Below are 10906 nucleotides of genomic sequence, written 5' to 3'. Positions count from 1 at the left end.
TTCTGTTTGCTGGCCGGGGAATGGGGTTGTGTCTGTGTCAGGGGTGTGTGTGTAGTGTGTGTGGCGTTGCTGTGGTATGTGTGTTAGTTTGTGGTGCTGGGGATTGGGAGTAACGGTCGTTCTGTTAAGCCGGGCCGTCCGACAGGATGGCGAAGTTTTTGAGTCCGACGTCGACGCCGACAGATGAACCGGTTTTCGGCAGTTCGTTGATCTCCTGCTCGACGAGCAGGGAAACGAAGTATTTTCCTGAAGCGTTACGTCGGATCGTGGCGTTCAAGATACGGCCTGTGACCTGTTTCGAGTGGGCGAAACGAACCCATTTCAGCTTCGGAAGTTTGAGCTTGTTGCATCCAATCGAGACTTCAGGAAGCTGGTTTTTGCCTTGGATGTTGGTCTTGTACGACTGGACGGGATGGCGCTTGGACTTGAAACGAGGGCGTTCGTTCTGCTTCTTGAAGAAGCGGTCAAACGCATCGGCAAGGTGTTTGACGCTGATCTGAACAGATGTACTATCCACTTCCTTCAACCAGTCGAACTGCCGCTTCAACAAAGGAATTTCTTTGGAACAAGAACCGTAGGACAGTCCTTTTCCAGTGGTCTTGTACGTTTCATCCCACTTCGCCAGGAAGTGGTTGAAGATGAAGCGCGAACACCCGATCGTCTTCGCGATCAGGATTTCCTGCTCTTTTGTGGGGTAGATTTTGAATTTGTAGGCCTTGTGCTTCAACAAAATTTTTCACCTCCTTCAAAAGGAGTATACCCGAAAGGTAGGCTGGCGATTCATCTCCCACTTTCACTTCGTTTAGAAGTGGGAGTATTCTCGCCTAATTTTGATAAAAAATTAAACATGAACGTCCGGACGCAATATATGTTGCATCCGGACGTTTTTTTGTTTTACAGAGCTTAAACTGGACCATGAAAAATGAAGCTGTTGAGATTTTGATTTTAGTTTTGTTACGAACGTTGTCATATAAAAAAGTTGAAATAGAAAGTTAAACCTCGATTTGATGTAAAAAGGACTAAAAACTGAAAAAAATGAGTCTTTTGTAATATAAAAGTAACAATGACGTCATCTTTTTGTGGTCTATATGTAACGGCACGGCTCCATTTTGTCATGTATATTAATGTAAGTTACAAAACAGGGACAATTATGGAGGAGAGATTACATGATGATGAAACGAATACTCGCTAGTGTTTTAGCAGTCTTGTTAGCACTCAGTTCGTTTGCAGGTCTTCAAGCGGAAGCTGCAGCCAAAAAAAATGTCAAGTCGTCGGTCAATAGCCTAGTTGTTCGTCAGAAAGCAACAACAGCGTCTAAGAAACTTGGTCTTCTATATAAGAATCAAACATTACCGTACAAAGCGAAAACGGGAAACTGGTACAAAGTCAGTTACAAAGGCAAAACAGCTTATCTCAGCGCGCGTTACTCAAAAGTCGTTTCAGGGTCTTCTTCGAAGAAACAATCGACCGGCGGATGGAAAACACTCACGAACGTAAGTGCAACGGCCTATACACCATATGATCCAGGCAGCGGCAATTTAACAGCCATTGGTTGGAACATCAAGAGTTCGAAAAAGAAAGTCGTCGCGGTTGATCCACGCGTCATTCCACTTCGTTCAACAGTCAAAGTGTATTACAAAGGGAAATTAAAAGGGACCTACACAGCAGCAGATACGGGCGGTGCCATCAAAGGCAAGAAGCTCGATATCCTCTACTACTCACGTTCAGAGGCTTTTAACTGGGGTCGTCGTAACGTCACCGTGAAATTCAAATAATCAAGTCAGGTCTATTGCACATCGGTGTAATAGACCTTTTTTTGTACAAAAAAACACTCCACCCAAAAGTGAAGTGCTGAATAAAGTAATGAGTTCGATTAAAGACGGACAATCAAGACATCACATTTAGCGTAACGCGTAATGCTTTCAGAGACACTACCGATAAAGAATCGCTCAACGGCATTTAAACCGGTCGCACCACAAATGATTAGGTCGACATTGTGATTCGGTGCGAGTTTTTTGGCGATCGTCACTTTAGGAGAGCCGTATTCGATGGCGACTTCGACATCTTTGACGCCTCGTTCTTGAGCCGTTTTGACATACTCGTCAAGCAGTTCTTTTGCATAGGACTCGGCGCGTTCTGTAATCGTCCGGTCATAGGCTTCGACGGTCGCGAAAGTCCGTGTATCAATGACATGAGCGATGACGAGTTTGGCATCGTTTCGAAGTGATACGTCAATCGCCGTTTCAAAAGCTCGTTCTGCCTCTTTTGAACCGTCGACTGCTACTAAAATGTTATGATATACAATTGCCATCCTGTATCCATCCCTTCGTATTCGTCTGATTCTTACACCCTTATCATACCATTCCCTGAAATGGAAGGTGAGGAACATTTAGACGGTTTTAAAAATTGTTCTTCGACAACGGAACCCGTAAGATAAAGAAAGACGAAAGGAGGCGATGCCACGATGAGGCACGCATTGATTACAGCAGGAACAAAAGGTCTGGGTGAGATGGTCACACGTCGTTTGCTCGAAGAAGGATGGTACGTCACAGCCCTTCATCGCTCGCAACCGACGTTTGAACATGAACGATTGAATCTGATTAAAGCGGATGTGACGAAACAAGAGGAGTTACTCGAAGCAGTCGAGCGGGCAATGTCTCAGTATGGGCGCATCGATGCCTTGATCTTAAATGCTGGACCGTACATCTTTGAGCGGAAGTCGCTTGTCGATTATTCGGATCAGGAGTGGAATGAAGTCGTAACGGGAAATTTGACGGCCAGTTTTTGGCTATTGCGAAAAATTCTTCCGATTATGCGGAAGCAACACTACGGACGGATCGTTACATACGGGTTTCCGGAGAGTGCATCAGCACCAGGGTGGATTGACCGGGCAGCATTTGCAGCCGCTAAAAGTGGGATGGTCAGTCTGACGAAAAGTGTAGCGCTTGAGGAAGCGGGGAACGGCATCACCGTCAATATGATCAATCCGGGTAATATCGTCGGTGACAATAAATCGAAGCGGATCGATCAAGCGACGGCAGACGATCAGACGCCGGTCGGACGGACGGGGGTAGGCGAGGATATCGCCCGAGCCATCTCGTTTTTATTGGCTGAAGATTCCAGTCTGATCACAGGTGCAATCCTTGATGTCACAGGCGGCGTCAACGTCGTCCATCAATCGCGTCATTGAGTTTAGGAGAAAGATTCGAAGATATGACAACAGGGTCCATTCCGTTATTTCCGGAATGGACCCTGTTGTTTACTGGACTGACTGAGATGGAAGGGACTGCAGATGTTTTGGAGATTGATTTAACGCTTCCGGTCCGTTTTCCGTAAGATGAATATCATCTTCGATCCGGACTCCGCCGACGTTTGGAACATAAATGCCCGGTTCGAGCGTATAGACGATGCCGGCTTCAGCCGTCAACAGATTGTTTGATGCAAGTGACGGGAATTCGTGGACGTCAATTCCAAGACCATGTCCGACACGGTGTGTAAAGTACTCGCCGTATCCTGCCGTCTCGATGACGTCCCGAGCGGCTTTATCGAGTGTACCGAGCGTTACACCGACACGACTTGCTTCGGTTGCGGCTTCGAGTGCTCCAAGGACAGTATTGTAGATCGTTTTCTGTTCTTCGTTCGCTTCTCCATAAACGAAGGTCCGTGTGATATCGGAACAATATCCTTTCCACACGACACCGAGATCAAACAGGACGAAATCCCCCTCTTCGATGACGCGGTCGCCAGGGACACCGTGTGGGTCAGCACTGTTTGCACCAAATAAGACTAATGTATCAAACGACATCTCGCGGACGCCCTTCTTTTTCATCTCAAATTCGATTTCCGCAATGACTTCCATTTCCGTGACACCGGGGCGGATCGCTTGTTTACCGATTTCAATCGCTTGATCCGCTAAATCAGCTGCTTCACGCATAATTTCGATTTCTTGTGGATCTTTTTTCAGTCGCAATGCTTGAAGCTGCTGACCGATATCAAGGATCGCCGCGTTTTCTTGGCGGGACTCCAGTTCCTTGAAACGGCTGAATGTCATATGTTCGCCTTCGATTCCGATCCGATTATTCGAGACCGCAAACGTTTCAAGGACTTGACTGATTTTATCAAACGGATTTTCGTGGTCGGCATACGTTACGACTTCTCCGTCCCAAGGACTCGCTGAAACGATATTCGCTTCGAGTGCCGGGCAGAAGAGGGCACGTTTCCCGTTTGCATCAACGATGACCGCCATGACGCGTTCGTGTGGTTCAGCGTAGACACCTGAAAAATAGAAAACACCGGCTTTTGACGTAATCAACGCGACGTCAATTCCTGATTCTTGTAATACACGACTGATTTGATTTGTCCGTTCTAACATGTCGTTACCACCTCTCGTTTCTTGTCACATTTCAGTATACCATCGTTGAAACGTGAAAACATTTCTTGCAAATTGGACTAGTACACTTTTCATTCTTTAGAGTAGTACAGTATAATGACAGAAGAGTAGAATATAGGAAAAGAAGGGATACAGCATGCCTACGAAACATGAACAGATCATCCGGCACATTGAGGATCTCGATGTGGGCGTCAAAATATCCGTCCGGCAAATCGCGAAGGATTTAACGGTATCCGAAGGTACGGCATACCGTGCCATTAAAGAAGCAGAGAACTTAGGATTCGTTTCGACGATTGAACGTGTCGGGACGATTCGGATCAAAAAAAAGCAAAAAGAGAACATTGAAAAACTGACATTCGCAGAAGTCGTCAACATTGTGGATGGACAAGTCCTCGGAGGCAGAGATGGTCTTCATAAAACATTGACGAAGTTCGTTATCGGGGCGATGAAGCTAGAAGCAATGATGCGGTATATCGATGTCGATAGTCTCGTCATCATCGGGAACCGAGAAAAAGCGCATGAACTCGTGTTAGAAGCAGGGGCTGCGGTCTTGATCACCGGTGGTTTTGATACGACGGAAGAGGCGAAGAAGCTGGCTGACGAAATGGAATTGCCTATCATTTCGACCTCGTATGATACGTTTACCGTCGCGACGATGATCAACCGGGCGATTTATGACCGGTTGATCAAAAAGGAAATCTTACTCGTTTCGGATATCTTGATTCCGTTACATGATACCTTTTACTTGCAAACGAACGATCCGATTGCCAGATGGCATGAATTAAATGAACAGACGAAACATAACCGGTATCCGGTCATCGACGAGCAGATGAAAGTCGTCGGCGTCGTGACAGCGAAAGATATCATCGATCGTCCACATGACTGGCCGGTCGAAAAGGTCATGACACGCCATCCGATTACGGTCGGAATTCGGACAAGCGTGACGAACTCCGCCCATCAGATGGTTTGGGAAGGCATCGAGATGTTACCGGTCATTGATCAATACGGACGTCTGCTTGGCATCATCAGTCGACAAGATGTCTTAAAAGCCTTGCAACTCGCGAATCGACAACCGCAAGTCGGGGAAACGTTTGATGATTTGATTACGGGACAAATCAAGGCGGCGGAAGATGCAAGAGGACCGTATCTCTCACTCGAAGTCTCTCCGCAGATGACGAACTTCATGGGGACCGCTTCAAGTGGTGTCTTGACGACATTGCTCGTCGAGGGGGCAACGCGGATGTTACGGCACATGAAAAAAGGTGATCTCGTCATCGAAAACGTCAGTATTTATTTCATTAAACCGGTTCAAATCGAAAGTACGATCACGATTCGAGCGAATGTGTTTGATGTCGGACGTAAATTCGGAAAAGTCGACGTCGAGATGTATCAAGGGACACAAATCGTCGCCAAAGCACTCGTGACGTCGCAACTGATTGATCGGTAAGAAAAAACATAGAGGTTGGTCGGATGGAAATCAAAAAAAGACGGTCGTGACCGTCTTTTTTACGACTGTTCTGTCTGTTCCATTTCCCGGATGACATACGGATAGATTTTTTTGTAACGGATGAATCCGGCAATGAAAGAAGCGACCCCGATGACGATGAGAATCGAACAAACGATTTTCCCCGTCATCGTCGTTAATCCGTCACCAGAAACAAACTGATTGACGGCAAACAGAATGACAAACAAGCTGAGCCAGATGCTCGATTGGGTATTAAATAAAAATTTCCGGTTCGTGCTTTTCGTATGAAAGGCACGCCGTTTGGCAAGTAAATAACCCCCAAGGGACAAGACGATTAACAGAATGAGAACAAACTGCATATGGATGACCTCCTTTTCTTTCTATATCTGTTTGTATCATATCAATATTTAGAGGAGCTGTGCACTGTGAAAGAACAAATCAGACAATTGATTGAACAAGCATCGACGATCATCATCCACCGCCATGAACGTCCAGACCCGGACGCGCTCGGAAGTCAGTTCGGTTTACAGGTCGTTCTACAAAGTCGTTTTCCTGAAAAAAAAATAAAAGCTGTCGGTGAAATGGCGACTTCACTTGCCTTCATGGGGACACTAGATGTTGTCGGAGCGACAGACTATCAAGAAGCGCTGGTGATCGTATTGGATACCGCGAATCAAGGGCGAATCGACGGGAAGGAAGCACTCAGTGGTCGACAGACGATTAAAATTGACCACCATCCGGATGAAGATCCGTATGCAGACGTCCAACTCGTCGATACGACGGTCAGTTCGACTTCAGAACTGTTGGTTCATTTGTTAAATGAGTGGAGATATCCGATTCCAGCGGCGGCAGCGATTCAGTTCTATGCCGGAATCGTCGGAGATACAGGACGTTTTCAATTCAGAGGAACGACAAGTCGGACGTTTTCCGTCGCGGCGCAACTTTTGGATACAGGAATCGATACGGATTGGCTGTACCGGAACATGTATCAAACGGAGCTCGCAGCACTGCAACTACAAGGGTATGTCTTACAACATATTCAATTGACGGAAGCGGGTGTCGGATACGTCGTGTTGACGCAAGAGACGCTTGCGATGTTCGATGCGACTGTCGAACAGGCGTCACTTCTTGTCAACAGTTTTGCTGGTCTGAAAGGGTTGAAAACATGGGCACTTTTCCTAGAGACAGAGAAAGAAGTCCGTGTGCGCCTACGTTCGAAAGGTCCGGTCATCAATGAAATTGCAAAAGAATTTAATGGCGGTGGTCATCCGATGGCATCAGGTGCGACGATTAAAGACTTGACGGAGGTCGAGCATGTCATATCTCGTCTGAATGAAGTGGCAGGAGCTTTCCACTTCGAATAAGGTTCTGCTTCGAATCAAAAGAGGCTGCTCGCTAGAATCCAGTGTCGGATCCATGGCGAACAGCCTTTTTAGCATCAGTTGGTTGAAGCCTCTTCTTGGGGGATGAACCAAGTTCCCCGTTCTGTATGATCTTCGATGACGTTCAATTCAAGTTCCTTTACGGACTTACGGATTTTTTCAGCGATTTCTTCGGTTTCGGTAAAGGCGGTCACACCTAACTTTAGTTGTTCAACTTTTTCACGAGCGATTTGGCTACGGTTTAAAATCATGGCAAACTCTCCTTCCGTGCAAGTCATGACGATCTTCTTTTATTGTAGCGAATAATTGATGGGATGGCGAGACTCAGGGGCAGCTAGATATGAAACTTCTGAAAACGTTTTAAATATAGAGGAATGATAACCAAATGAGGATGGAGGAAGCAGCATGATCCAACTAAATGTCCGGACGGCATATAGTCCTTTACAAAGTACGATTCGGATGGATCGTTATCTCGATGAAGTGATGCAACGTGGGATGCCTGCAGTAGCCATCTGTGAAACAGCTCTGACCGGTGTCCCGGCGTTCATCGCTGGCTGTCAGCAACGAGCATTGATTCCGATTATCGGGTTCGAGCAAACGGTAGAGACGGAGGAGCTGACGATCCTTTGGTATGCGAAAACAAGTCGTGGCTTAAAAACACTGTATCAAATCGCGAGTCAGATGCCGGTTGAGGACTGTTCTGATCTCATCGCGATTTTGCAACCAAAACGACAAGCCCCAGAGGATGAAGCGCGCTTGCGGCGTCTCATCGCACAGTGGATCGGTTTGACACAACAGGCAACAGTTTATTTAGGGGTGAAATCCGTCCGTTCGACCGTCGAACGGGATAGTCGCGAGCAGTACCGTCAAGCGGCCTACGCACTTGGCATCGAGACGATTCCGATTGATCCCGTACGTTACTTATACCGAGAGGGAGCAGAAGCTTATCAAGCGTTACGGGCCATTGACGAAGGGACGACGTTGCAGGAACAGAAAATCAACCGAATGGCATACTTTAAGTCTGGCGAAGAATTACACGAGCAGTTTTCTGAACGAGAATTAGCGTTAGTGAAACAGTGGGGTGCCTCACAAGAGACGTTGACGTTACCGTTTCAATCGCGGCCGTTGCCTCGGGTGACGGAAAACTCCGATCAAACATTAAAGAAATTAGCGTACGACGGGTTACTCGCTCATGGACGAGTCGATGCGATCGCGACGGAACGGTTACGGTATGAACTGGAAGTCATCGAAAAGACGGGATTTGCGGACTATTTCCTGATCGTGGAAGATTTAGTTCGTCATGCGAAAACCAAAGGGATTCGGGTCGGACCGGGCCGGGGATCGGCTGCCGGTTCACTCGTCAGCTATGCGTTAGGAATTACGACAGTCGATCCTATCAAATATGGCTTATTATTTGAGAGATTCTTGAACCCAGAACGGGTCTCGATGCCCGATATCGACATTGATATCGAAGACGAACGACGGGAAGAAGTTCTCGACTATCTGGTCGAACGGTATGGTCGACAGCATGTCGGGCAAATCGGAACACTCTCGACGCTTGGAGCGAAAGCAGCACTGCGTGATGTGGCCCGTGTACTCGAGTTCTCAAAAGATGAAACGGATGCCGCTGCGAAGCAATTAGGCAAGGCGACGACGTTGCAGGGACTTGAACAAAAAGCCTCACTTTATCGGTGGTTCTCAGGTAGCGAGAAACGTCGCCAACTCTTGCAGCTCGCTCAAGCGATTGAAGGGTTACCGCGGCAACGTTCGATTCATGCAGCGGGTGTCGTCATCGGATCGGATGAATTGATCGAGACAACACCGGTTGATCGAAACACAAGCGACCGTTTCGTCACACAATATTTAATGAAGGCACTCGAACAACAAGGATTGCTGAAAATCGATTTACTCGGGTTACGAAACTTAACCCGTCTCCGGCAGATGGAACAATTGATTCAGCATACGTATCCTGATTTTTCCGTCGAACAGATACCGGAAGAAGACAAGGCGGCGTTACGACTGTTTTCAAAAGGAGAGACCGATCAAATTTTTCAGTTCGAATCCGCTGGGATGAAACAGACATTACGGGAAGTCAAACCAACCCGTTTTGAAGACCTGGTCGCGACGATGTCACTGTTTCGCCCGGGGCCGATGAAGTTCATTGATCTTTACGCAAAACGTAAAGCAGGTCAACCGTACCAAATGGTCCATCCGATTCTTGAGGACGTCTTAAAGTCGACGTATGGTGTCATCGTCTACCAAGAACAGATCATGGAAATCACCCGCCGCGTCGCCGGATTTACGTTGGCACAAGCCGATCTGTTGCGCCGGGCCATTTCAAAGAAAAGTAGTCAATCGGTCGAGGACGAAAAAAAACGATTTATAGAAGGCGCATTAGAAAACGGTTTTGAGTTGACGATTGCCGAGACATTATATGATCAAATCGAGCGGTTTGCCGGGTATGGATTTAACCGGAGCCATGCCGTGGCCTATACAAAAATCAGCTATGCGTTAGGATACATGAAGGCACATTACCCGCAAATCTTTTCCCTGATATCAATTGATCAACCGGAACGTCTCGTTCGTGTCATGCGCGAAAAACGATTACCGGTATTCCCGCCCGACATTTGGATATCGGACTACCGCTCGACGTTAGAAGGCAAAGGCATTCGTCTCGGAATCCAAACACTGCGAGGCATCACGGAAAAGGATTTTCAGACGTTACGAGAAGCCGCAAAATCCGCGCAAACCATCACACAATTGTTGACGGCAGTAGGATGGGGGAAAAAGGAGCGCTCTAAAATCGAATTGCTGTTATATAGCGGTGCACTCGATCGAGCCACACACGGGGATCGGGGACTCTCGGAACAAGAAGTCCTCGACTATTTTACGATGGCATCCAATACGTTATTACCAGATGAACTGGCTAGTCTTGGACGAAGAAAGACGATCGTAAACACGAATCGGACTGCAACGGACTGGGCAAGACTCGAACGAGAGTCGCTCGGATTCTGGTTGACGTATTCACCTTTGATGACGGCGATGAAACCGCAAGTCGAGACGACACATTTTCAAGCGATCTCTCTTGAATCGGAGCATACGAACTATTTAGTCTGCTACATCGAACAGATGCGTGAGTTTAAAACAAAACGGGCACAAACGATGGCCGTCATTCAAGCAGTCGACGGATATACGACGGAAGAAGTCGTCATTTTTCCGAAGCAGTATGAGGCATTCAAACGATCCTTGTACGTCGGGAACGTCTTATTGATCGAGGTGAAGGCGCAAGAACGTGAAGGGAACCGTCAATTCGTCCTGGAACGATTACGTCCTTTAGGGCAGGATGTGTTATTCATTAAACTGCAGTCTAAAAATGAACTGGCTGTGCTTGAACGGATGTTAGAGACGATGCCTGGTGACATTCCGGTTGTCGTCCGTTATGCGGATACAAACGAAACAAAGGCGTTACCAGGACTCTATGCTGTCCAACAGGAAGAGGAATTATTGGCACAACTCCGGATCCAGTTTGGGGAAACGAACATCATCCTTAAAAATGTCCCCCGTTCGAACTAGTAGTAGGTAATAAGATTTGTTATAATAAGGGGTAATTGGTCTGACCAATACCGCCGGATTTAGAAGATGACGCATGCGTCAGGAAGGTGGTGTCGT

Annotated in this window: 9 protein-coding genes and 1 pseudogene; 5 read left to right on the top strand and 5 right to left on the bottom strand. The window is 47.1% G+C overall.

The features are described 5' to 3' along the window. Positions 1–133: 133 nt before the first annotated feature. Positions 134–730 (bottom strand): annotated as a pseudogene (locus BLD48_RS11095) (RNA-guided endonuclease TnpB family protein); the annotation flags it as partial. Positions 731–1169: 439 nt separating this feature from the next. Here BLD48_RS11095 and BLD48_RS11090 point away from each other — a divergent pair. Continuing rightward, entirely contained in the window at positions 1170–1775 is a 606-nt protein-coding gene (locus tag BLD48_RS11090) for a 3D domain-containing protein (protein WP_236630002.1), read from the top strand. Between the two features lie 98 nt (positions 1776–1873). Here the strand turns inward: BLD48_RS11090 and BLD48_RS11085 are convergent, their stop codons facing one another. After that, on the bottom strand, positions 1874–2311 hold the full coding sequence (locus tag BLD48_RS11085) for a universal stress protein (RefSeq protein ID WP_014971008.1): 438 nt from the start codon (positions 2309–2311) through the stop codon (positions 1874–1876). Between the two features lie 153 nt (positions 2312–2464). Here BLD48_RS11085 and BLD48_RS11080 point away from each other — a divergent pair, with 153 nt between their 5' ends. Beyond that, positions 2465–3190 (top strand): SDR family oxidoreductase, encoded by a 726-nt coding sequence (locus BLD48_RS11080; RefSeq protein ID WP_071500253.1) that lies wholly within the window; start codon positions 2465–2467, stop codon positions 3188–3190. Between the two features lie 69 nt (positions 3191–3259). Here BLD48_RS11080 and BLD48_RS11075 read toward each other — a convergent pair whose 3' ends face one another. After that, positions 3260–4372, bottom strand: coding sequence for an aminopeptidase P family protein (locus BLD48_RS11075; protein ID WP_071500252.1), 1113 nt, complete (start codon positions 4370–4372; stop codon positions 3260–3262). A gap of 154 nt (positions 4373–4526) precedes the next feature. Here BLD48_RS11075 and BLD48_RS11070 point away from each other — a divergent pair, with 154 nt between their 5' ends. Further along, positions 4527–5837 carry a DRTGG domain-containing protein gene (locus BLD48_RS11070; RefSeq protein ID WP_071500251.1) on the top strand — a complete coding sequence of 437 codons (1311 nt, stop codon included), beginning with the start codon at positions 4527–4529 and terminating at the stop codon, positions 5835–5837. 59 nt (positions 5838–5896) lie between these two features. On the opposite strand, the gene BLD48_RS11065 is transcribed toward BLD48_RS11070, so the two are convergent. Then, positions 5897–6214, bottom strand: a complete 318-nt coding sequence (locus BLD48_RS11065; RefSeq protein ID WP_071500250.1) for a YtpI family protein — start codon at positions 6212–6214, stop codon at positions 5897–5899. Between the two features lie 66 nt (positions 6215–6280). Here BLD48_RS11065 and BLD48_RS11060 point away from each other — a divergent pair, with 66 nt between their 5' ends. Beyond that, positions 6281–7219, top strand: a complete 939-nt coding sequence (locus BLD48_RS11060; protein WP_071500249.1) for a DHH family phosphoesterase — start codon at positions 6281–6283, stop codon at positions 7217–7219. Between the two features lie 74 nt (positions 7220–7293). Here BLD48_RS11060 and BLD48_RS11055 read toward each other — a convergent pair whose 3' ends face one another. Next, positions 7294–7488, bottom strand: a complete 195-nt coding sequence (locus BLD48_RS11055; RefSeq protein WP_014971002.1) for a YtzJ family protein — start codon at positions 7486–7488, stop codon at positions 7294–7296. Positions 7489–7642: 154 nt separating this feature from the next. On the opposite strand from BLD48_RS11055, the gene dnaE reads away from it, so the two are divergent. Next, positions 7643–10810, top strand: a complete 3168-nt coding sequence (gene dnaE / locus BLD48_RS11050) for a DNA polymerase III subunit alpha (protein WP_071500248.1) — start codon at positions 7643–7645, stop codon at positions 10808–10810. Positions 10811–10906 lie beyond the last annotated feature (96 nt).

It is taken from the genome of Exiguobacterium sp. KRL4, from assembly GCF_001870785.1.
Classification (GTDB): Bacteria; Bacillota; Bacilli; order Exiguobacteriales; family Exiguobacteriaceae; genus Exiguobacterium_A.
This window is presented reverse-complemented; position numbering and strand designations above follow the sequence as displayed.